Annotated in this window: 24 protein-coding genes and 1 tRNA gene; 20 read left to right on the forward strand and 5 right to left on the reverse strand. The window is 63.7% G+C overall.

Annotated elements, in window-relative coordinates:
- Nucleotides 1-15 precede the first annotated feature (15 nt).
- The 11 genes from hisB (at nucleotide 16) to tatC (ending at nucleotide 6,931) form a co-directional block, all read left to right on the forward strand.
- Nucleotides 16-603 (forward strand): imidazoleglycerol-phosphate dehydratase HisB, encoded by a 588-nt coding sequence (hisB, locus tag VSR72_RS29440; RefSeq protein WP_028206573.1) that lies wholly within the window; start codon nucleotides 16-18, stop codon nucleotides 601-603.
- 258 nt (nucleotides 604-861) lie between these two features.
- Complete coding sequence (gene hisH / locus VSR72_RS29445; protein WP_342955806.1) at nucleotides 862-1,503, forward strand: imidazole glycerol phosphate synthase subunit HisH; 642 nt, start codon at nucleotides 862-864, stop codon at nucleotides 1,501-1,503.
- Nucleotides 1,504-1,677: 174 nt separating this feature from the next.
- The gene (gene hisA, locus VSR72_RS29450; RefSeq protein WP_342955807.1) at nucleotides 1,678-2,430 is read left to right on the forward strand and encodes a 1-(5-phosphoribosyl)-5-[(5-phosphoribosylamino)methylideneamino]imidazole-4-carboxamide isomerase; all 753 of its coding nucleotides are present in this window, start codon (nucleotides 1,678-1,680) and stop codon (nucleotides 2,428-2,430) included.
- 223 nt (nucleotides 2,431-2,653) lie between these two features.
- Nucleotides 2,654-3,427 (forward strand): imidazole glycerol phosphate synthase subunit HisF, encoded by a 774-nt coding sequence (gene hisF, locus VSR72_RS29455; RefSeq protein ID WP_342955808.1) that lies wholly within the window; start codon nucleotides 2,654-2,656, stop codon nucleotides 3,425-3,427.
- Between the two features lie 4 nt (nucleotides 3,428-3,431).
- Nucleotides 3,432-3,857 (forward strand): phosphoribosyl-AMP cyclohydrolase, encoded by a 426-nt coding sequence (gene hisI / locus VSR72_RS29460; RefSeq protein ID WP_342955809.1) that lies wholly within the window; start codon nucleotides 3,432-3,434, stop codon nucleotides 3,855-3,857.
- On the forward strand, nucleotides 3,854-4,222 hold the full coding sequence (locus tag VSR72_RS29465; protein WP_028206578.1) for a phosphoribosyl-ATP diphosphatase: 369 nt from the start codon (nucleotides 3,854-3,856) through the stop codon (nucleotides 4,220-4,222). The genes hisI and VSR72_RS29465 overlap by 4 nt, the downstream gene beginning before the upstream one ends.
- Nucleotides 4,223-4,267: 45 nt before the next feature.
- A complete protein-coding gene (locus VSR72_RS29470) occupies nucleotides 4,268-4,660 on the forward strand; it encodes a hypothetical protein (RefSeq protein ID WP_342955810.1) in 393 nt (130 codons plus the stop codon).
- Nucleotides 4,661-4,703: 43 nt separating this feature from the next.
- Nucleotides 4,704-5,072, forward strand: a complete 369-nt coding sequence (locus tag VSR72_RS29475) for a histidine triad nucleotide-binding protein (protein ID WP_342955811.1) — start codon at nucleotides 4,704-4,706, stop codon at nucleotides 5,070-5,072.
- Nucleotides 5,073-5,213: 141 nt separating this feature from the next.
- On the forward strand, nucleotides 5,214-5,447 hold the full coding sequence (gene tatA, locus VSR72_RS29480; RefSeq protein ID WP_342955812.1) for a Sec-independent protein translocase subunit TatA: 234 nt from the start codon (nucleotides 5,214-5,216) through the stop codon (nucleotides 5,445-5,447).
- Between the two features lie 95 nt (nucleotides 5,448-5,542).
- A complete protein-coding gene (tatB, locus tag VSR72_RS29485; protein ID WP_342955813.1) occupies nucleotides 5,543-6,103 on the forward strand; it encodes a Sec-independent protein translocase protein TatB in 561 nt (186 codons plus the stop codon).
- Between the two features lie 45 nt (nucleotides 6,104-6,148).
- On the forward strand, nucleotides 6,149-6,931 hold the full coding sequence (gene tatC / locus VSR72_RS29490) for a twin-arginine translocase subunit TatC (RefSeq protein ID WP_342955814.1): 783 nt from the start codon (nucleotides 6,149-6,151) through the stop codon (nucleotides 6,929-6,931).
- Nucleotides 6,932-7,037: 106 nt separating this feature from the next.
- Here the strand turns inward: tatC and VSR72_RS29495 are convergent, their stop codons facing one another.
- Nucleotides 7,038-8,252, reverse strand: coding sequence for a Do family serine endopeptidase (locus tag VSR72_RS29495; RefSeq protein WP_342955815.1), 1,215 nt, complete (start codon nucleotides 8,250-8,252; stop codon nucleotides 7,038-7,040).
- 19 nt (nucleotides 8,253-8,271) lie between these two features.
- Here VSR72_RS29495 and VSR72_RS29500 point away from each other — a divergent pair, with 19 nt between their 5' ends.
- From VSR72_RS29500 to VSR72_RS29530, 7 genes are all read left to right on the forward strand, one after another.
- Nucleotides 8,272-9,018, forward strand: coding sequence for a Nif3-like dinuclear metal center hexameric protein (locus tag VSR72_RS29500; protein WP_342955816.1), 747 nt, complete (start codon nucleotides 8,272-8,274; stop codon nucleotides 9,016-9,018).
- 237 nt (nucleotides 9,019-9,255) lie between these two features.
- Nucleotides 9,256-9,876, forward strand: coding sequence for a ubiquinol-cytochrome c reductase iron-sulfur subunit (gene petA / locus VSR72_RS29505; protein WP_342955817.1), 621 nt, complete (start codon nucleotides 9,256-9,258; stop codon nucleotides 9,874-9,876).
- Entirely contained in the window at nucleotides 9,876-11,264 is a 1,389-nt protein-coding gene (locus VSR72_RS29510) for a cytochrome bc complex cytochrome b subunit (RefSeq protein WP_342955818.1), read from the forward strand. Before petA ends, VSR72_RS29510 begins: the two co-directional genes overlap by 1 nt.
- A complete protein-coding gene (locus VSR72_RS29515) occupies nucleotides 11,265-12,068 on the forward strand; it encodes a cytochrome c1 (protein ID WP_342955819.1) in 804 nt (267 codons plus the stop codon).
- 114 nt (nucleotides 12,069-12,182) lie between these two features.
- Nucleotides 12,183-12,794 carry a glutathione S-transferase N-terminal domain-containing protein gene (locus VSR72_RS29520; protein ID WP_027797364.1) on the forward strand — a complete coding sequence of 204 codons (612 nt, stop codon included), beginning with the start codon at nucleotides 12,183-12,185 and terminating at the stop codon, nucleotides 12,792-12,794.
- A 79-nt stretch (nucleotides 12,795-12,873) separates the two neighbouring features.
- Entirely contained in the window at nucleotides 12,874-13,380 is a 507-nt protein-coding gene (locus tag VSR72_RS29525; protein ID WP_342955820.1) for a ClpXP protease specificity-enhancing factor, read from the forward strand.
- A gap of 18 nt (nucleotides 13,381-13,398) precedes the next feature.
- Nucleotides 13,399-13,474, forward strand: a tRNA-Thr gene (locus tag VSR72_RS29530).
- 69 nt (nucleotides 13,475-13,543) lie between these two features.
- Here the strand turns inward: VSR72_RS29530 and VSR72_RS29535 are convergent.
- Together VSR72_RS29535 and VSR72_RS29540 are read right to left on the reverse strand one after the other, a co-directional pair.
- Nucleotides 13,544-14,494 (reverse strand): cation transporter, encoded by a 951-nt coding sequence (locus tag VSR72_RS29535; protein WP_342955821.1) that lies wholly within the window; start codon nucleotides 14,492-14,494, stop codon nucleotides 13,544-13,546.
- A gap of 69 nt (nucleotides 14,495-14,563) precedes the next feature.
- A complete protein-coding gene (locus tag VSR72_RS29540) occupies nucleotides 14,564-17,332 on the reverse strand; it encodes an N-6 DNA methylase (protein ID WP_342955822.1) in 2,769 nt (922 codons plus the stop codon).
- A 259-nt stretch (nucleotides 17,333-17,591) separates the two neighbouring features.
- Between VSR72_RS29540 and VSR72_RS29545 the strand changes: the two genes are divergently transcribed.
- The gene (locus VSR72_RS29545; RefSeq protein ID WP_342955823.1) at nucleotides 17,592-18,740 is read left to right on the forward strand and encodes a class I SAM-dependent methyltransferase; all 1,149 of its coding nucleotides are present in this window, start codon (nucleotides 17,592-17,594) and stop codon (nucleotides 18,738-18,740) included.
- Between the two features lie 123 nt (nucleotides 18,741-18,863).
- Here VSR72_RS29545 and VSR72_RS29550 read toward each other — a convergent pair whose 3' ends face one another.
- Nucleotides 18,864-19,184 carry a DNA-binding protein gene (locus VSR72_RS29550; protein ID WP_342955824.1) on the reverse strand — a complete coding sequence of 107 codons (321 nt, stop codon included), beginning with the start codon at nucleotides 19,182-19,184 and terminating at the stop codon, nucleotides 18,864-18,866.
- A 374-nt stretch (nucleotides 19,185-19,558) separates the two neighbouring features.
- Between VSR72_RS29550 and VSR72_RS29555 the strand changes: the two genes are divergently transcribed.
- Nucleotides 19,559-20,425, forward strand: coding sequence for an SAM-dependent methyltransferase (locus tag VSR72_RS29555; RefSeq protein ID WP_342955825.1), 867 nt, complete (start codon nucleotides 19,559-19,561; stop codon nucleotides 20,423-20,425).
- Nucleotides 20,426-20,444: 19 nt separating this feature from the next.
- Here VSR72_RS29555 and VSR72_RS29560 read toward each other — a convergent pair whose 3' ends face one another.
- Nucleotides 20,445-21,014: a DUF1415 domain-containing protein gene (locus VSR72_RS29560; RefSeq protein WP_342955826.1), complete on the reverse strand. Its 570-nt coding sequence runs from the start codon at nucleotides 21,012-21,014 to the stop codon at nucleotides 20,445-20,447.
- Between the last annotated feature and the right edge of the window lie 8 nt (nucleotides 21,015-21,022).

Below are 21,022 nucleotides of genomic sequence, written 5' to 3' on the forward strand. Positions count from 1 at the left end.
TTGAAGGATATTGCCATGCGCGTCGCGCAAGTCGTTCGCAACACCAGCGAAACGCAAATCCGCGTGAAACTCAATCTGGACGGCACCGGCGAGCAAAAGCTCGCGACCGGCGTGCCGTTTCTCGACCACATGCTCGACCAGATCGCACGACACGGTCTGATCGATCTGGACATCGAGGCGCATGGCGACACGCATATCGACGACCACCATACGGTGGAAGACGTCGGCATCACGCTCGGCCAGGCGGTGGCGCAGGCCATTGGCGACAAGAAGGGCATTCGCCGCTACGGCCACGCCTATGTGCCGCTCGACGAAGCGCTTTCGCGCGTCGTGATCGACTTCTCGGGCCGTCCGGGCCTCGAATTCCACGTGCCGTTCACGCGCGCGCGCATCGGCACGTTCGACGTCGACCTGTCGATCGAATTCTTCCGCGGCTTCGTGAACCACGCCGGCGTGACGCTGCACATCGACAATCTGCGCGGCCTCAACGCGCACCATCAGATGGAAACCGTGTTTAAGGCATTCGGCCGCGCGCTGCGCCAGGCCGCCGAACTGGACGAACGTCAGGCGGGCAAGATTCCGTCGACGAAGGGCAGCCTCTAAGCGACGCCTTTCACCGACCAGCAGGCGGGCCGCGCTGCGCGCACGGTGCAGGCGCGTGCCGGGGAAGGACGCCCAGCGCGCCGCGCCGGGGCTGTCGCCGACATGCGGCATGCGCGCCACATTAGCCGTTCGGCTTATGGGCTTGCACGCGCCGACTGGCGTACATTGACGGCTTCGAAGGCAGATCAGGGCACATCGCGCGGCGCACAGGCGCCCGTACAGCCAAGAGCAGGGCCTGGCGAGCAGGCCGGATTCGAGATGAAAACTTCAATTGCGATTGTGGATTATGGAATGGGCAACCTGCGTTCGGTGGCCCAGGCGCTGAGGCAGGCCGCACCGGAAGCCGATGTGGCCATCGTCGAGCGTCCGGAAGCGATCCGCGCTGCCGACCGCGTGGTGCTGCCGGGGCAGGGCGCGATGCCCGACTGCATGCGCAGCCTCGCCGAGTCGGGCCTGCAGGACGCCGTGCTCGAAGCCTCGCGCACGAAGCCGCTCATGGGCGTGTGCGTGGGCGAGCAAATGCTGTTCGACTGGAGCGCGGAAGGCGACACGAAGGGCCTGGGCCTGCTGCCCGGCAAGGTCGTGCGCTTCGATCTGGCCGGTCAGTTGCAGGACGACGGCTCGCGCTTCAAGGTCCCGCAAATGGGCTGGAACCGCGTGCGCCAGGCGCGCGCGCACGCCCTGTGGGACGGCGTGCCCGACGAGAGCTTCTTTTACTTCGTGCACAGCTACTATGTGGTTCCGGCGGATGCGGTGCACACCGTGGGCGAAACGCCGTACGGTGCGGCCTTTACCTCGGCAGTGGCGCGGGATAACATCTTCGCCACCCAATTCCACCCGGAAAAGAGCGCCGCTGCGGGCTTGCGCGTCTATCGCAACTTCGTCCACTGGAACCCTTGATTTCCTGCGGCGCTGACGCTCGCAGCCGCCTTCGCGCACGAGCGCCGCGGCATACGATTTGCGTCAGCAAGGCCGCCGAAAGAGTTGTACTAAACTAGCGAAACGGCGTCGGATCGGGCCTTTTTTCCGCCGGCGTCCCAGACTTCAACCCCATTCCCAGACACACCCGAAGCTATGCTGCTGATTCCGGCCATCGATCTCAAAGACGGTCACTGCGTGCGCCTTAAACAAGGCGATATGGACCAGGCGACGATTTTCTCCGAGGAACCGGCGGCTATGGCCCGACACTGGGTCGAGCGCGGCGCGCGGCGGCTGCACCTCGTCGACCTGAACGGCGCGTTCGCCGGCAAGCCGAAGAACGAAGACGCGATTCGCGAGATCATCCGCGAAGTCGGCGACGAGATCCCCGTGCAGCTCGGCGGCGGCATCCGCGACCTCGACACCATCGAGCGTTACCTCGACGACGGCCTGTCCTATGTGATCATCGGCACCGCCGCTGTCAAGAATCCGGGCTTCCTGCAGGAAGCGTGCACCGCATTCGGGGGCCACATCATCGTCGGCCTCGACGCTAAAGACGGCAAAGTCGCGACTGACGGCTGGAGCAAGCTCACGGGCCACGAAGTCGCGGACCTCGCACGCAAGTTCGAGGACTACGGCGTCGAGTCGATCATCTACACCGACATCGGCCGAGACGGCATGCTTCAGGGCATCAACATCGAAGCGACGGTGCGCCTCGCGCGTGCGGTGAAGATTCCGATCATTGCGAGCGGCGGCCTTTCGAACCTCGGTGACATTGACGCACTGTGCGAAGTCGAGGACGAAGGCGTGGAGGGCGTGATCTGCGGCCGCGCGATCTACTCGGGCGACCTCGACTTCACCGCTGCGCAAACGCGCGCAGACAGCCTGCGCGAATCGGACGACGCGTAACGCGTCGAACGCCGGCCTCCGTAACGGGAGGCCTTTTGTTTTTGGCGCGGCGCCGCCATCTCCATCTGGGCTGGCGCTCGCGCGGGATAATTTCGCGACAACGCGCAAAGCAAGGCGCAAAGCGCGCGACAATGGGCTGCGCGCCACGCCCGAACCGGGTCCGGCGGCCGTCTCGCGAAAGGCGCTCGCCGCACACACACCGACTGGCAACTTCGGCAAGATCATGGCTCTACCCAAACGCATCATCCCCTGCCTCGACGTGACCGCCGGGCGCGTCGTGAAGGGCGTCAATTTCGTCGAACTGCGCGACGCGGGCGACCCCGTTGAAATCGCGCGCCGCTACGACGACCAGGGCGCCGACGAACTCACTTTCCTCGACATCACCGCGACCTCCGACCAGCGCGACCTGATCCTGCCGATCATCGAGGCAGTGGCTTCGCAGGTGTTCATTCCGCTCACCGTGGGCGGCGGCGTGCGCGCCGTGGCGGACGTGCGGCGCCTGCTCAACGCCGGCGCCGACAAGGTCAGCATGAACTCGTCGGCCGTCGCCAATCCGCAGCTCGTGCGCGATTCCGCCGACAAATACGGCTCGCAGTGCATCGTCGTCGCCATCGACGCCAAGCGCACTTCGGCGCCGGGCGAGCCCTCGCGCTGGGAAGTCTTCACGCACGGCGGACGCAAGGCCACGGGCATCGACGCCGTGGAGTGGGCGCGCAAGATGGCCGAACTGGGCGCGGGCGAAATCCTGCTCACGAGCATGGACCGCGATGGCACGAAGAGCGGCTTCGACCTCGCCCTGACGTGCGCGGTGTCCGACGCGGTGCCGATTCCCGTGATCGCCTCGGGCGGCGTGGGCGGCCTGCAGGATCTCGCGGACGGCATCGTCAAGGGCCATGCCGACGCCGTGCTGGCGGCGAGCATCTTCCACTACGGCGAGCACACGGTGGGCGAGGCGAAGCGCTTCATGGCCGACCAGGGCATTTCGGTGAGGATGTGACGCGATGAGCAACGCACAGACGCAAGACCTCGCCAACGCCAACTGGCTCGACAAGGTCAACTGGGACGCCAACGGCCTCGTGCCGGTGATCGCACAGGAAGCCACCACGGGCGACGTGCTGATGTTCGCGTGGATGAACCGCGAAGCGCTCGCCAAGACTGTGGAGCTGCGCCGCGCCGTGTACTTCTCGCGCTCGCGCCAGCGCCTGTGGTTCAAGGGCGAGGAATCGGGCCACGTGCAGCACGTGAGCGACATCCGCCTCGACTGCGACGAAGACGTCGTGCTGCTCAAGATCGAGCAGGTCTCGGGCATTGCGTGCCACACCGGCCGCCACTCGTGCTTTTTCCAGCAATTCGAAGGCACCGTCGACGAAGGCCGCTGGGTCGCCGTCGACCCGGTGCTGAAAGACCCCGAACACATCTACAAATGACGCAACTGAACACCAACGACACCCTGCTGCGCCTCGCGGCGGTGATCGACAGCCGCAAGGGCGGCGATCCGGACGCTTCCTACGTCGCGCGCCTCTTTCACAAGGGCGACGACGCGGTGCTCAAGAAGGTCGGTGAAGAAGCGACCGAAGTCGTGCTGGCCGCGAAGGACGTGCGCCAGGGCGGCGCACCGAAGGCGCTGGTGGGCGAGATGGCCGACCTGTGGTTCCATTGCCTCGTCACGCTCTCGCACTTCGATCTGAGTCCCGCCGACGTGCTCGCGGAACTGGAACGCCGCGAAGGTCTTTCGGGTCTCGAGGAAAAGGCGCTGCGCAAGAGCCGCGAGCGCGAAGAAAGCGGCGAGTGAAGGTTGCGCGCTGCGCACATCGTTCTGCAGAGGGAGATGAACAACATGTCCACGTCTGGCGACTATCCGCCCCCTACGTACCGCAACGGTGTTGATGCGGACCGCTTGCGCAGCCTGCGTACTTTCACACACGTGCTGTACGCGCTCTATGCGGTGTACTGGCTCACCGGCGGCATTTCGGTGCTGGTGGCCATCATCCTCAATTACCTCAAACGCGACGAAGCGCTCGGCACGCCTTACGAGCAGCACTTCACGTGGCAAATCCGCACGTTCTGGCTTGGCCTCGCCGGTCATCTGATCGGCGGCGTGCTCATCTTTGTGCTGGTTGGCATTCCAATATTGTGGGCTGTCGCAATCTGGACGTTGTACCGTATCATCAAAGGCTGGCTGTACTTGTACGACAACAAGCCGCTGCACAACCCGCGCGCCTGGTTTTGAAGGCCCCCGGGGCGTGTGTGCGGCTTTGCTCACCTGGAGCACCATGAGTCACGACCGCAGCACCTGTCTCTTCTGCAAGATCGCCGATGGCCATATCCCCAGCACGCGGGTGTACGAGGACGACGAGTTCGTCGCCTTCCGCGACATTCGGCCTGCAGCCGAAACACACGTTCTCGTGATTCCGCGCCAGCATATTCCCACCCTTGCCGATTGCAGTGAAAACGACGCACCGCTGCTTGGTAGAATGTTTGTACTGGTTGCGCGGCTTGCCAAGGAACTGGGCGTGTCGTACACGGGCGGTGAAACCGGGTTTCGCACGGTGGTGAATACGGGGCCGGGCGGCGGGCAGGAGGTCTACCATCTGCACGCGCATTTGCTGGCCGGGCCGCGTCCGTGGCACCGCATGGGCTGAGTGCCGGCGGCGGTGAAAATCGGTATAAATGGCAGTGGTCTGCACTAAAGGGGCGCACGCCACGTCCATGCAACATCAAACAGGCACAATTTATCGCGTCGCGCAGTTCGCGCGGCGACGGGGTTAAGGAGAGAGTCAATCATGGGTTCGTTGAGCATTTGGCACTGGCTGATCGTCTTGTTGATCGTTGCGCTCGTCTTCGGCACCAAGAAGCTGCGCAATATCGGTACCGATCTGGGTGGTGCGGTGAAGGGTTTCAAGGAAGGCATGCGCGAGAGCGAAGGCGCCGACACGCAAAAGCGCGAGCTCCCTGCCGACGGCGGTGCAGTCGACGTCGAAGCCAAGGACAAGACGCAGCGCTCCGACCTCCGCTAAAACGCGTGGCGGCCGTTTTTTCGCCGCCACTTGTTTTCCCGCTTGTTTCCAGCTTTTTCCATTAAGGCAGCCAAGGCTGACGGAAAACTCCATTCATGCTCGATCTCGGTTTAACCAAGATGGCGCTGATCGGCGTCGTCGCGCTGGTCGTTCTCGGGCCGGAACGGCTGCCGCGCGTTGCACGCACGGCGGGCGCGTTGTTCGGGCGCGCGCAGCGCTATATCAACGACGTCAAGGCGGAAGTCACGCGCGAGATCGAACTCGACGAACTGCGCCGCATGAAGACCGAGTTCGAGGCCGCGGCACAGAACGTCGAAAAGAACGTTCAGGACAACCTGCGCAAGCATGAAACCGAGTTGAACGACGCGTGGAACGCAGGCACGTCGGTGTCGCCGAGCATTGCCGGCGGCGCGGATCCTGCCGGCGTGGAAGGCGCGGCCGCCAACGTGGTGGACGGCTCCGCAACGCAATCGGGATGGCGCACCGGCCAAGCCGGCGCGAGCGGTGCGAAGCGCAAGAACTGGCGCGTGAAGCAAAGCGCTGCGCCTGCCTGGTACAAACGCGCCACGCTGCGCCGCACGCGGGTGCAATCCGGCGCTGCGCGCGTAGCGCAGCACACGCCGGCCAGCCTGCGCCGGCCCACGCGGTTCTTCTGACGCGGATCCGCCTTTGCGCACGACTATTTCCAACAGAGGGCCGGTGTGAGCGACCCCCAGCAAAAACTGGAAGAAGGCTCCGAAGAGACCTTCATTTCCCATCTCGTCGAACTGCGCGACCGCATCATTCGCGCGGGCCTTGCCGTGATCGTCGTGTTCATCGGGCTCGTCTACTGGGCGCCCGACATATTCCGTCTGCTTGCGCGTCCGCTCATGCAGAACCTGCCCAAAGACGGCAAGATGATCGTCACCGACGTGACCGGCTCGTTCTTCGTGCCGATGAAGGTCACGATGCTCGTCGCCTTCGTGATCGCGCTGCCGGTCGTGCTCTACCAGATCTGGGCGTTCGTGGCTCCCGGCCTTTACCAGCACGAAAAGAAGCTCGTCGTACCGCTCGTTGCGAGCAGCTACACGCTCTTTCTGTGCGGTATGGCGTTCGCGTATTTCGTCGTGTTCCCGACCATCTTCCGCGTGATGGCGCACTACAACGCGCCGTTAGGCGCGGAGATGACGACCGATATCGACAATTACCTGAGCTTCGTGCTCACCATGTTCATCGCGTTCGGCGTGACCTTCGAGGTACCCATCATCGTCGTGCTGCTCGTGCGCATGGGCGTGGTCACTGTGAAGAAGCTCAAGCAGATCCGGCCCTACGTGATCGTCGGCGCGTTCATCGTCGCGGCCGTCGTGACGCCGCCGGACGTGTTCTCGCAGCTCATTCTCGCGCTGCCGCTCATCATCCTGTACGAACTGGGCATCATCGCGGCGCGTATCTTCATCGGCACTGGCGAGAAGGAGCCCGCGGACGAGAGTCAGGCGGCGAGCTAGCGCTCGCTGGTGCAGCGCCGGAAAGCAAAAGGCCGCGAACCTGGGTTCGCGGCCTTTTCGTTTTCTGGTTGCGGGCAGGGCGTGGCGCGCCGCCCGCGGTGTGACATCAGCCTCCGTCGTCGCCTTCGCCGTCTTCCTGGGCCGGCTGTTTCGGCGGCGGCGGGCGCTTGCCGATCAGCACGTCGAGATCGAGGTCCTTGTTCTTGCGCACGAGGTGGATCTTCGCGTCGGTGCCCGGCTTGATCTGCGCGATCACGTTCAAAAGGCGCGTGGTGTCGGTGATGGCCTCGCCGTTCACCGAAGTGAGGACGTCGCCCGGCTTGATACCAGCCTTGTCGGCGGGGCCGCCCTGCAGCACGCCCGCGACGATCGCGCCCGACTTCTCCTTCAACCCGAACGAATCGGCGATCTCCGGCGTCACGTCCTGCGGCTCCACGCCGATCCAGCCGCGCGTGACCGAACCCGAGGTGATGATGCTCTCCAGCACGCTGCGCGCCGTGGAAACGGGAATCGCGAAGCCGATGCCGAGCGAGCCGCCCGAGCGCGAGTAGATGGCCGTGTTGATGCCGAGCAGGTTGCCGTTCACGTCGACGAGCGCGCCGCCCGAGTTACCCGGATTGATCGGCGCGTCGGTCTGAATGAAGTTCTCGAACGTGTTGATGCCGAGGTGATTGCGGCCCAGCGCGCTGATGATGCCCATGGTGACCGTCTGGCCCACGCCGAACGGGTTGCCGATGGCGAGCACGACGTCGCCCACGCGCGTCTGGTCCATGCGGCCGAGCGTGATGGTGGGCAGGTTCGGCAGATTGATCTTGAGCACCGCGAGATCGGTTTCCGGGTCGATGCCGATCACCTTCGCGTTGGTCGTGCGGCCGTCGGAAAGCGCGATTTCGATCTGGTCCGCGCCGTCGATTACGTGCTGGTTCGTTAGAATGTAACCGTCCGGACTGACAATGACGCCCGAACCGAGGTTGGCGGCAGGCTGCTCCTGCTGCTTCTGGTTTTTGTTGCGATCGCCAAAGAAGTAGCGAAATAGCGGATCGTTCTGGCGGGGATCGGGCGGCAGCGACCCATCCTTGCTCGAGAACACGTTGACGACCGCGGGCATTGCCTTCTGGGCGGCGTCCGCATAGGAGCCCTGGGCGGCGCCTCCCCCGATACCTGGCGCCACCTCCCGCAGTGCGACGATCGGTTCGGCGAGCTGCTTGCCGAACTGCCCCTGGTGCTGCAGCCACTGTGGTTTGAGCGTGGCGATGATGAACATCAACGCCAGCAGGACCGTCACCGCCTGGGCGAAGAACAGCCAAAAGCGTCTAAGCATCTGAAGATTAGAGGATTATATGGATCGGATCGAACTGGAATTGTATCTGAACAATCTTCTGGAATCCGCGCGGTTCAAGGACTACTGCCCCAATGGCCTGCAGGTCGAAGGGCGGCGGCGCGTGGAGAAGATCGCCACGGGCGTGACCGCTTCGCTCGCCTTCCTCGAAGCCGCGCTAGAGTGGGGCGCCGACGCCGTGCTCGTGCATCACGGCTACTTCTGGAAGAACGAAGCGCCGCAAATTACGGGCCGCAAGTACCGGCGTCTGCATGCGCTGCTTTCGAACGACCTCAATCTCTTCGCCTACCATCTGCCGCTCGACTGCCATCCCGAACTCGGCAATAACGCGCAGTTGGGCGCCAGATTCGGCTGGATCGGCGAACAACGCTTCGGCGAACAGGATCTCGGATGGATGGCTACGCTGCCCATGCCCATCACGCTCGCGCACTTTACGGCAGAGGTCGAGCAGACACTCGGCCGCACGCCGCTCGTGCTCGGCGACCCCGACTGGCAAATTCGCCGCGTAGCGTGGTGCACGGGCGCGGCGCACAATCTCTTCGACGCCGCGATCGATGCCGGCGCCGACGTCTTCCTAACCGGCGAGATCTCCGAGCCGACCACGCACACCTCGGCGGAAAGCGGCGTGGCGTTCCTCGCGGCGGGCCACCACGCGACCGAGCGCTTCGGCGTACAGGCCGTGGGCGCGCACCTCTCGGAAGCCTTCAACATCGAGCATCTTTTCATCGACATCGACAATCCGGTTTGATTGAGGATGTAGCGAAAATTGTCGTGGTGCAGCATCGTTTTATTCATGAGGCATTTACAAACCGAAAAGAAAGTGGCCCTCTTTTCTGCGGGAAAACCCCGAGATATCAAGGACTTCCGAAGCTTTTTAGAGAACGCCCCTTGTAAATGCCAACTCCATTCGAGCAAACTAGCGTTCGGCAGCACCGCGGGTAAGCTGGCGTGACGGAAAAATCCAACTCAGAAGTGGGGCGATGTGATGCGAGACAACGAGAATGACCGCGTCGATGGCAGCCGCCGAACCTGGCTGATTGCGACGTCCGTAGCAGGTGGCATTGGAGGCGTGGCCACTGTCGTACCTTTCGTAGGTTCCTTTGCACCATCCGAAAAAGCCCGCGCCGCCGGCGCGCCTGTCGAAGCCGACATCTCGAATCTGCAGCCCGGCTCGATGATGACCGTGGCCTGGCGCGGCAAGCCCGTGTGGATCCTGAACCGCACGGACCGCATGATGGCCGACGTGAAGAAGGCCGATCCGGAACTCGCCGACCCGAACTCCGAGCATCCGTTCTCGATGCCGATGCCGGAGTACTGCATGAACGAGTTCCGTTCGCGCGCCGAGCATCAGAACATTCTCGTGGCCGTTGCCGTCTGCACCCATCTGGGCTGCACGCCGACGCCGCGCTTCCAGGAAGGCCCGCAGCCGAACCTGCCCGATAGCTGGCCAGGCGGTTTCCTGTGCCCGTGCCACGGCTCCACCTATGACCTCTCCGGCCGCGTCTTCAAGAACAAGCCGGCGCCGCAGAACCTCGACATTCCCCGCTACATGTTCGCGTCCCCGACGCAGATCGTGATCGGCCGGGACGAAAAAGGAGAAGCGTGATGGCGACGGGAACCGAAAAGGATGTGGCGGAAACGGCCGGCCTGCAGGGCTGGATCGACAAGCGCTTTCCGATGACGTCGACCTGGAAAGCGCACCTTTCCGAGTACTACGCGCCGAAGAACTTCAACTTCTGGTACTTCTTCGGCTCGCTCGCGCTGCTCGTGCTGGTGAACCAGATCATCACAGGCATTTTCCTCACCATGAACTACAAGCCCGATGCGACGCTCGCGTTCGCATCGGTCGAGTACATCATGCGCGAGGTGCCGTGGGGCTGGCTCATCCGCTACATGCACTCGACGGGCGCATCGATGTTCTTCGTGGTCGTGTATCTGCACATGTTCCGCGGGCTTCTGTACGGCTCGTACCGCAAGCCACGCGAACTCGTGTGGATCTTCGGCTGCGCGATCTTCCTGTGCCTGATGGCCGAAGCGTTCTTCGGCTACCTGCTGCCTTGGGGACAGATGTCGTTCTGGGGCGCGCAGGTGATCGTGAACCTGTTCTCGGCGATTCCCTTCATCGGCCCGGACCTGTCGCTGTGGATTCGCGGCGACTACGTGGTGTCGGACGTCACGCTCAACCGTTTCTTCGCGCTCCACGTGATCGCCATTCCGCTGGTGCTGGTCGGGCTCGTGATCTGTCACATCATCGCGCTGCACGAAGTGGGCTCGAACAACCCTGACGGCATCGAGATCAAGGAGAAGAAGGACGCGAACGGCGTGCCGCTCGACGGCATCCCGTTCCATCCGTACTACTCGGTGCACGACTTCATGGGCGTGTGCATCTTCCTGATGGTCTTCGCGGCGATCGTGTTCTTCGCGCCGGAAATGGGCGGCTACTTCCTCGAAGCGAATAACTTCGTGCCGGCCAACCCGCTGCAAACGCCGCCCGAGATCGCGCCGGTGTGGTACTTCACGGCGTTCTACGCGATGCTGCGCGCCACCACCGACCCGTTCAAGATCGTGCTGATGATCGTGATCGCGCTGCTCGGGCTGCTCGCGCTCGTGCGTGCGCGCGGCAAGTGGCGCGCGGGGCTGCCGGTGCTGGCGGTGCTCGTGATCCTCGCCATGTACTTCACCGAGTCGAAGTTCTGGGGTGTGGTGGTGATGGGCACGGCGGTGATCTCGCTCTTTTTCCTGCCTTGGCTCGACCGCTCGCCGGTGAAGTCAATTCGCTACCGGCCGTTCTTCCACAAGGTGTTTCTCGGCATCTTCGTGCTGGCGTTCCTGACGCTCGCGTTCCTCGGCACGAAGCCGCCATCGCCGGCGGCCACGCTGATCGCCCAGATCTGCGCGCTCGTCTATTTCGCTTTCTTCCTCGGCATGCCGTTCTGGACGCGGCTTGGCACGTTCAAGCAGCCGCCCGAACGCGTGCGGTTCAAGCCCCATTAATTGACGAGCGAGGAAGATATGACGAGAAAATCTCTGTTTTCGACGCTCGCGAAGGCGAGCGTCCGGGCCGGCTTGGCTGCGCTGGCGCTCTCATGTGCATTTGGGGTCGGATCTGCTGCGGCGCAGGAAAACATTCCGCTCGACCGCGCTCCCGATAACGGCGAGAATCTTGCTTCGCTGCAACACGGCGCCAAATTGTTTGTAAACTATTGCCTGAATTGCCATAGCGCGAACTTGATGCGCTACAGCCGTTTGCAGGATCTTGGCATTCCGCAGAAGCAAATCGAAGATAATCTGTTGTTTACGACCGACAAGGTCGGCAACACGATGTCCATCGCGATGCGCCCGGACGACGCGAAAGCGTGGTTCGGCGTAGCGCCGCCGGACCTCTCCGTGGAAGCGCGGGCGAAAGGGCGCGACTGGCTGTACACGTACCTGCGCAGCTTCTACCGCGACGACACGCGGCCGACCGGCTGGAACAATCTGGTGTTCGAAAACGTGAGCATGCCGCACGTGCTGTGGCAGTTGCAGGGCATACGCACGGCGAAGTTCGAGGACACGACGGACGAGGAAACCGGGGAAAAAATCCGTCGCTTTGCCGGGTTCCAGCAGGTCACGCCCGGAACGCTCTCGCCGGTGGATTATGATGCCGACGTGGCCGACCTGGTGGCCTACCTCGGCTGGATGGCCGAACCCGAGCAGAAAACCCGCAGGCAGCTTGGCGTGTGGGTGCTCCTGTTCCTCGGCGTCTTGAGCTTTTTCGCGTGGCGATTGAACGCCGCGTACTGGAAAGATATCAAATAGGCACGTCCTGACCGACGTGGGGCCGGTGCGACGAGAAGCCGTCTGACGGTTCAGGGACCGTCAGACGGTTTTTTCGCCCGCTGGCCTTTTGGGTTTATTGAGGAAATGTAAATCATGATGGTTCTGTACTCCGGCACTACCTGCCCGTTCTCCCAGCGCTGCCGGCTGGTGTTGTTCGAAAAGGGCATGGACTTCGAAATTCGCGACGTCGACCTGTTCAACAAACCGGAAGACATCGCCGTGATGAATCCGTACGGTCAGGTGCCGATTCTGGTCGAGCGCGACCTGATTCTGTACGAGTCGAACATCATCAACGAGTACATCGACGAGCGCTTCCCGCATCCGCAGCTGATGCCGGCCGACCCGGTCCAGCGCGCCCGCGCGCGTCTGTTCCTGCTCAACTTCGAGAAGGAACTGTTCGTGCACGTGAGCACGCTCGAAAACGAGAAGGGCAAGGCTGCCGAGAAGAACCACGAGAAGGCGCGCCTCGCGATTCGCGACCGCCTCACGCAGCTCGCACCGATCTTCCTGAAGAACAAGTACATGCTGGGCGAAGAGTTCTCGATGCTCGACGTCGCAATCGCGCCGCTGCTGTGGCGCCTGGACCACTACGGCATCGAACTGTCGAAGAATGCCGCGCCGCTCATGAAGTACGCCGAGCGCATTTTCAGCCGTCCGGCGTACATCGAAGCGCTCACGCCGTCTGAAAAGGTCATGCGTCGTTAAGCAGTATCCTGGCAGTTGCAGGTAACAGAGGCGGCGTACACAGCGTGGGTGTGGGCGCCGCCTCGCGAAAGGATTGTTGATGCAAGAGATTTCCACCAAGCCGTATTTGCTGCGCGCGCTGTACGAGTGGTGCACCGACAACGGCTTCACGCCGCATATCGCGGTGCGGGTCGACAACCGCACGCGCGTGCCGCGCCAGTTCGTGCGCGACGGTGAGATCGTGCTGAACATCAGCTTCGAGGCGACGAGCCAGCTGCAGATGGGCAACGAGATGATCGAGTTCCACGCGCGCTTCTCGGGCAAGTCGCACAAGATCGAGGTGCCGGTGTCGAACGTGCTCGCGATCTACGCGCGCGAGAACGGTCAGGGCATGGCGTTCCCGGTCGAATCGCCGCCCGGCGACGCCGACGACGTGCTGTCCTCCGAGGACCACGAAGAAGCCGAAACGCTTGAGGCGCACGAAGTGCGCGACGAGCGTGCCGAGGAACCTGCTGCGCCGCTCGCGCCAGTTGCGACGCGTGCTGCGGACAAAGATGACGACGGCGGCAACAAGGGCGGCAAGGGCCACCTCAAAATCGTGAAATGAAGTAGAATAGCGGGCTACGCCGGCTTAGCTCATCTGGTAGAGCAGTTGATTTGTAATCATCAGGTGGCGGGTTCGAGTCCTGCAGCCGGCACCAAACAAGACAAAGGGTTACGTGAAGTTCACGTAACCCTTTGTGCTTTCTGGGCCACTCTCGCTAAATTCCTCACTCCGCCCATTCCGGGTCGCTCGTGAACATGATCGTGAGCCAGCGGTGCGACTCGTCCCCGCCGATGGCCCGGCCAATTTCGTCGCGGATCGCATCCCATTCGGCGATGCGCTTGGGCGGCATGTCGGGCGGCACGACGAAATACAGCTCGATCTCGCGCGAACGGCCCACTTTCGCGACATACGCGCGGTAATACTCGAAGGCGTAGCGCTCGACGAAGCGTTTCGCGACGGCATCGACATGCTGCTTGAGATCCGCGGGCGCCACGAGCAGCACGTCCAGCAGGGCCTGGCGGATTTCCGCGAGCGGTATCGGAATGATCACCGCACACACCACCACGAGCGCCGCCGGGTCGACGTAGGGCGTGAGGTGTTCCCACGCCGTTCCCTGGATCGCATAGCCGACGCTGAAGGCCACAAGTAGGGCCGCGGTGATGCCCGCCGACATGATCCACGACTTGATGTCGAGGCGCACGAAATCCGAATGGATCCGGCGGTTCGCACGCGATTCGAACACGGCCATCGCCACGCAGGCGCTCACGGTGAGCACGGCGTAGATCAGGGCAGGACCGAAGTGCAGTTCGTGGCCGCCGGAGAGCAGGTTGGTGATGCCGTTGATCAGCGCGTACACGGCTACGCCCACGAGCAGCGTGCTGTTCAAGCCGAGCACCATGGGTTCGAGATGCCAGAAGCCCATGGTGAAGCGCTCGCGCCATTTGCGCGGCAAGTCGACGTTGACCGCGTACGAGGTGATGAGGCGCACGACGGCGAGCGCAAGCGCGCTCATGCTCGCATCGACGAGTGAATACACGCCGTCGAACACAATGGAAAACGACCCGGAGATCAGGCCGAACAGAATGCCGATGAGGGCGATCACCAGCGTCGTGGCGATCGAAAGCGTCAGCACGCTGCTCTCATCGGAAGTGCTGAAGAATCGGAGCCGTTCCATGATGTCTGCTCTGCGCGAGGATGAGCAAGACTAGCCGACTCGCCGCGCCGCCGTCGCCCGGCTGCCCGGTCAGCTTGCCGCGCGAGCAATCGAGCCTGCGCGGCCTTCCACGAGGTCGATCTCCTGTGCCGACAAGCCAAATGCTGCGTAGAGGCGTCGATCGATCTCGCGCGCGATGTTGTCCACTTCCGTGGCAGCGCATCCGGACTGGTGAGCGCGCAGCAACCGGGTCACGCAGCCGGCGATCTCGCCGCGCACCGAAGCGCCGCCCGGCACGGGCAAGGCATCGATCATCGCTCTCGTGAACGCGACGCCTCCGTTGTAGCTCGACGAACCGTACTTCGCGCGGATCAGGAAAACCGAGAGCGGGCAGTTGAGCAGCGCCGCCGCGAATTTCAGCAGGTTCTCGTCGTCCGAGCGCAGGACTAGCGTGGTCTTGCCGGGGATCGTGTCGCCAGCGAGATCGAGTGTCGCGTCGAGCCGTGTGAGGCCTTTCACGATCACCTTTTTCGCCTGCGCTTTCGCGCTGTAGCCGTTCGCGAATGTCAAGGCGAAGCGCTCGCGCTCGACCACGGGTGCGTCGTAGCGCCGCCCGAGATAGGTCATCGGCTTGCTGCCCCAGCGCGAGATGTAGCGCCCGAGCGTGCCGGTGTTCACCACGCGGTAGTGATGGCCCGCGAGGCAATGCCCGTTGGCCTCTTCGACGAGCGGCGCGAGTCGGTAGGCGTCCGACGTCGCGCATGCGTTTTCGCAGGGCAGCAGGGCGCCGAGCGTGGGGTGCGCGCGGGCGATCCGCTGTACGAACGCGGCGTGCGGCGAGAGCAAGGCGTCGAGCGGCCACGGCGCCTCGAGCGCGGCTTTGTCGGTCTGCGCAAGCTCGGAGAGCGTATCGCCTTCGATGCGCGCAGTCGCGATGGCGGGCGTACCCGACTCGCGAAAGACTGTGATGATCGAATCCACACGCGCTTGTTCGAACACGTCGCGCCCGAGCCCGACGATGCGTTCGATCTTCCCCAGATGCCGTGCGCGCAACGCATTGCCGAAGGGCTTCGAGAGCCACTTGTCGGGCGTGAGATACGCCATCGTGCCGCCTGGGCGGAGGAGCGCGAGGCCTAGCTCGATGAACACGATGTAGAGGTCCCAGTTGCCCCGCGCGCTCGGCCAGCGCTGTGCCAGCCGCTCGCGCAGCGCACGCTGGCCCTCGTTGATCATGCGCTCGGAGTCGATATAGGGTGGGTTCGCGATGACGGCGTCGAAACGCTCGAAGTCGCCTTCGTCGCTGAGGAGGTCTGCGAATTCGATGCGCCACTCGAACGCTGTGGCTTCTTCGGGCGGCGTTTCGGCCGCGTTGTTCGCGAGGGCGTCGCGCAACGCGTCGCGCAGCCGGGCGAATCGAGTGGCTTCGGCGCGCTTTGCGGCAGGAGTGGCCGTTGTCCGCAGCCTTGCCGCGCTCGCGCGATAGTTCGCCACGCGTTCGGCGTTGTCGCGAAGGCGCGCACCGAAGTCAAAACGGCTGAGCGTCGCGTTCCCTTGCTTGAGGTTGGTCTCGATATTCGGCAGCGAAGCGGTGAAATCCGCGTGTTCGAGCAGTTCGATCCACAGCCGCAGGCGCGCCATGCCGACCGAATCGGCATTGATATCCACACCGAAAAGCGAGTGCACGACGATGTCTCGCTTGACGCGAAAGAGCGCGGCTTCGATCTTGCGGATGGCGTCGCCGTCGCGCTCGCGCGTGAGCGGTTCGCCGTTTGCGTGCGTGACGCAAAGGCGATCCGCAGTGACGTCGATGCGGCAAGCGCTGAGCGCTTCGCGATCGCACGCGTGCAGCAAGCCAAGACGCACTTTTAGCGCGAGCAACTCGTTGAGCGCTGAAACGAGCAAATGGCCCGAGCCCACGGCAGGATCGCAGATGCGCAGCGAGTCCAGAATCGCCCGAACTTCGTCGCGGTCTTCGATCGATTCGCCGATCGATTCGGATAGCTGATCAAGACTCGTGCAACCCCAACCCCTGGCGCGATTCACGCGATTCAGTGCCGCATGCGTGACGGCGGGGCGCGCGAGCTGCATCGCGACGCTGCCCGGCGTGTACCAGGCGCCGTCGCGGTAGCCGTTGAGTTTTTCGAAGACGAGACCAAGCGCAGAGGCGTCGAGGCAGCGCCGGTTCGACGCGGCTGGCGCTTGCGCGACCGAACCGACCAAACCGGCGGAGTAGTCGAACGCCGCGAGAAAGTCGAGCAGATACGCGAGCACGTGGCGCTCGCCGCTCGCATCGGTGATCACGGTCGCCGTGAAAAGCGGGAGCGTCGCGCTCTCGTCGAGCGGGCTCATGTCGAGCAGGCTTTGGTCCAGGTCTTGCGGCTCGAAAAGCGAACCGTCGAAGCGGGGAAGGTGAGCGAAGCGAGCCGGTGGCGTGTCATCACCGGCGCCTAGTACCGCGGCGCTCAGCGCGTCGAGATCGCTGAACGAGCGGATGTGCCGTGTGTTCAGAAACGTGTAGGCCGAATCGCCGTCATGGAGCGTCAAGAGACGCGTTTCGAGGACCTTGAGAAAAACGAGGCGGCTGATCCACGCGATGCAAAGCCGCAGCGCGATTTCGAAGTGGTCGGCCTCCAGCTCGCGGGCCGAGAGATGCGATAGTGCGAGTTCAATGAGCGCGCCGCTCAACCGCTCCGCAGGCGCGAGGCGCGCGACGGTACGCCTTACGCCGGAAACGCTCTCCCTCAGACCCACGATATGCAGCAGTTCGGCGTAAAAGCCTTCGTCGAGCCCAGCACCCGCGCTGGCGCGGCGCGTGCGCGGTTTGCGCGCGCGGCGGGTCTGCTGGGTGGCTTCTGTCATGGTCTCGTGCAGGGTGGGCGTGGCCTGGCGGGGCGCGGTCGGCGCACATTTTACTGCCGCCCGCGCGCGATTCGTCCTACGCCGTCTGGCCGAGTCGACGCGCTCGGCTGTCTGAGCGATGATCCTTGCACAGGCGACGCGGAGGGACACGCCACGTTGCCGTGCTATATGATGGCGCCGCGCGAGGCGCCCCTACGGCGCCAACCCGCGGGCCAGGTACGAATCGACGAACTGGCCCGCCGCACCGAATATCCAACCTATGACCGACCATCCCACTCTCACCTGGCCCGACACCGAAGGCCCGCGCACCGTACGCTGGCGCTCCGAGGCTGGCATGCCGGCGCCCAAGCGCGTGGTCATCGCCGACGATCGCACGACTGCGGACACCGCGTACCGCCTCGCCTGCGAAGGCACAGCGCTCCTGTGGCACGGCGATTTTCAGAACGCGCGTCAGTTGCTGCAGGCCATGGCGCGCCGCGCGGAGCGCAAGCCGCGCAAGGCCGCGCCGGCCAACGCGCCCGCTTCGCCGCTCGAAGCGTTCCATCTGCATCGCCAGGCGCAGTCGCAGCGCGCCCGCACGCTCGGCATGGTGCTGATCCCGCTCGAAGGCGATTACGGCATCGACCTGCGCCGCGCGCCCGACGTGCGGATCGCGTGCGAGGAGGCGTGGGGTGCGCCCGATGGCGAAGCGTCTGCAGTGTCGCTGCGTGAAATCCTCGGTCTCATTGGCGCGCACGAGTGGCGCAAGAAGGGCGTCGAGATCGCCGCGCTGAACGGCGCGCGCATTCATCCGTACTACGGCGTGTTCTCGCCGGTCCGCGGCGAATACGTCGATCTCGTCGCGCGCACGGCGTTGCCGTCGCTCGAAAAGGCCTTCGATATCGGCACGGGCACCGGCGTGCTCGCCGCCGTGCTCGCCTCGCGCGGTGTGAAGCGCGTGGTCGCAACCGATCAGGATGCCCGCGCGCTCGCCTGCGCGCAGGAGAACCTTGTGCGCCTCGGCTACGCCGCACAGGTCGAGGTCGTCGAGGCGGATCTTTTCCCGCCGGGGCGGGCGCCGCTCGTCGTCTGCAATCCGCCGTGGGTGCCGGCGCGTCCCGCGTCGCCCATCGAATACGCCGTGTTCGATCCGGAGAGCCGCATGCTTCGCGGCTTCCTGGGTGGTCTCAAGGATCATCTCGAGCCGGGCGGCGAGGGCTGGTTGATTCTCTCTGACTTCGCGGAGCATCTCGGGCTGCGCACGCGCGAATCACTCGTCGAGATGATCGTGCAGGCCGGACTCGAAGTGGTGGGCCGGGAGGACATTCTCCCGCGCCACCCGAAAGCCTCGGATCCCAGCGATCCGCTCTATCGTGCGCGCGCGGCCGAGCTGACTTCGCTGTGGCGCCTCAAAGTGCGCGCAGAGTAAGCCGGCGGCGAGTTAAAGCGATAGCAAAAAAAAGGAGCCGGGCCGCTAGCGGCCCGTGTGTGTGTCGAGCATCGGCGTCGGCGGCGTAGCTGCCGCGCCGGATGTGTCCGGGTCACATCGGCTTCACCCCGGATAGGCCTCGTCGACGTGGAGGCCTGCCAGCTTGAAAATCACGCGCAGCGTTTGCGGCTTGATATCACGGCGCGACGCCAGCGCCGACATCACGAAATCGAGCACCTTCGCGTACTTCAGCAGAATCAGGCAGGTCTCGAGATCCGATGGGCCGTCGCGCATGCTTTCCGCGACCCGCAGCATCTCCACCGAGATGTCACGCGCCATTTCCAGCTCCAGTTGCTGCTTTTCGGTCCAGTCGGGAACCGTGACGAGTTTCGTAAGCAGTTCCTGGAATTTTTGCTCTGCGTTTCCGTCAGGTATCGTATTCATTGCATGCCCCATGCAAGGCCGCACAGCGTCGAGCGCTCTTCGCGCAGCGAGGACTGCGCCAGCCTGATTCATCGCAACCGGCAGTGCCGGTACGACCTCCCAATGCGCGCCTGTCGATTCGTTGCCGGCCGGTCGCGCTACGTTTTGGTCCTTTTTGGGCATCGGGGACGAAAATCCTCGTGTCTCTTCTACTCAACCCCTCCCTCCTGTCCGCACGTGGGTCAGCGTGCCTGGACGTTATAAGACAGACAATCGCTGCTCTTCTGGGTTCGGCAGCCTGGACTAGCTTTTTTCGTAAAATGACAGAATTACTGCAACCCTTCTGTCGCCTGTCGCACGTTTCGCGACATCACGCCTTTCATCTGACCAAGCCGATGTCCAGCAAGACTTACGAAGTCCGTCCGAACCAGTCCGTCGAACTCCTCAAGGAGCTCCACATCCTGACGCGCGACGGCAAGATGAACCAGGACAGCCGCCGCAAGCTGAAGCAGGTCTATCACCTGTTCCAGTTCATCGAGCCGCTGCTCAAGGACCTCAAGCAGGATGACCGCGACGTGACCCTTGTCGATCACGGTGCGGGCAAGTCCTATCTGGGGTTCATTCTCTACGACCTGTTCTTCAAGGATCAGCGCGACAGGTCACACATCTATGGAATTGAGACGCGCGACGAGCTCGTTCAGCACTCGCAGGAGCTGGCCAAACGGCTGGGCTTTGGCGGGATGTCGTTCCTGAATCTATCGGTCGCCGATTCGATCACCTCGCCGCAACTGCCGCCGACGGTCGATATCGTGACGGCGCTGCACGCCTGCGACACCGCCACCGACGACGCCTTGCGCTTCGCGCTCAAGAAGCACGCGCGCTACATCGTGGTCGTGCCGTGTTGCCAGGCCGAGGTGGCGGGCGTGCTGCGCCGGAACAAGGGCAAGTCGCTCGGCCAGGCGTTGACGGAAATCTGGCGCCATCCGCTGCATACGCGCGAATTCGGGAGCCAGATCACCAACGTGCTGCGCTGCCTGCAACTCGAAGCGCACGGCTATCAGGTGAGCGTGACGGAACTGGTGGGCTGGGAGCACTCGATGAAGAACGAACTCATCATCGCCCAGTACAAGGATTTGCCGCGGCGCCGTCCGGCGGCGCGGCTTAACGAGATTCTCGATACCTTCGGGCTGGCGGACCTGCGCGAGCGCTTCTTCGCCGACGACGAGGGCGAGGCAGCCTCCGAAGCGGCAACCGAAGGTTGAGCGTGTGGACGGCGCGGCGTCAGTCGCGCTTGCTCATCCAGTCCTGCCAACCTTCGAAGCCTAGCTTGCGCAGCGTTTCCTGGTTGCGTTCGTAGATGTCGGCGGCGTCGGGGAACGCCTCGACTGCGCGCTCGATGCTCGCCTCCCGCAGCAGATGCAGGATCGGAAACGGCGCGCGGTTCGTATAGTTCTCGATGTCGTCGGGCTCGGTGCCCTCGAACTGGAAATCCGGGTGAAAACTCGCGACCTGCAGCGTGCCTTCCAGCCGCAACTGCTGCACGAGGCGCTCGGCAAACCACGTCGCGTCGTTGAAGTCGGCGAAGTTGGCCAGTGCATGGGGCAGGATCAGAAGCGTGGTGTCGATCTCCGCCGCATCTGCCTGAGCGAGCGTTTGCAACTCGCGTTCGAGATCGATCAGGACACCTTCCAGATCGGCCGCCTCGCTGATCACGTAGCGAATCTGGTTCTTCACGTGCACGCTCTTCGCGAACGGGCAGAGGTTCAGGCCGATCACGGCGCGCGTGAGCCAGTGGCGGGTCGCTTCGAGAATGGCGGCGTGGTCGGGGGACAGGGCAGCGGTTTCGTTCATCGTGTCAT

It is taken from the genome of Paraburkholderia sp. JHI869, assembly GCF_038900775.1.
Lineage (GTDB): Bacteria > Pseudomonadota > Gammaproteobacteria > Burkholderiales > Burkholderiaceae > Paraburkholderia.